The organism is Vibrio sp. 2130-1 (assembly GCF_033339515.1).
On record NZ_JAWOUT010000480.1, the window covers coordinates 1 to 598 of the forward strand.

Here is a 598-nt window from a genome sequence, read left to right on the forward strand (position 1 = left end):
CAGGGCGTTATGTGTCAATGGGTTTCTAAACAGAGTGAGAAAGATAAAAATGCAGTTTATTTGGGAAGTCTCGGACGTAGAAATAGATACCTTGTTACCTCAGTGGAAATGGTTGCTTAATCCTACAGGGAAACCTTTGTATCTAACCATCATGGGTGACTGGCTATTTGGTGAAGTGGATGGCTCAATTTCATTGTTATCGGTTTTAGATGGTACCTATGAAACAATTGCTTCGGACTTTCATGAGTACAATAAAATGAATAAATCACAAGATTGGTGTGATAATGTCTTTTTAACTAGTTGGTATGACTTGGCGCTCGAACACGGGCTACAACCAAAACAAGACGAATGCTTAGGTTGGAATCTGCATCCAATTATTGGTGGTGAGTTTTGTATGGAAAATTTGCAAGTATTTACTATGAAAGTATATCAATCACTAATGTCTCAGTTGCATTTTCAACTTAAGCACGCAAACACATAACAAACTGTTTAAGAGTGATTCGCAACGCGTGGCATTTTTGCTATGCGTTGCGTCTAGTGTTTAAGGTGGCATGCGGGAGCATCGGTATTGCGTTGCTCACACCTTAACAGGGCGTTA

At 39.6% G+C, this 598-nt stretch carries 1 protein-coding gene; it reads left to right on the plus strand.

Annotated features, from left to right (window positions below; translation table 11 throughout):
• Positions 1–481 (plus strand): T6SS immunity protein Tdi1 domain-containing protein (locus R7Q09_RS26950; protein ID WP_318071335.1); only part of this gene is annotated, 481 nt, incomplete at its 5' end.
• Positions 482–598 lie beyond the last annotated feature (117 nt).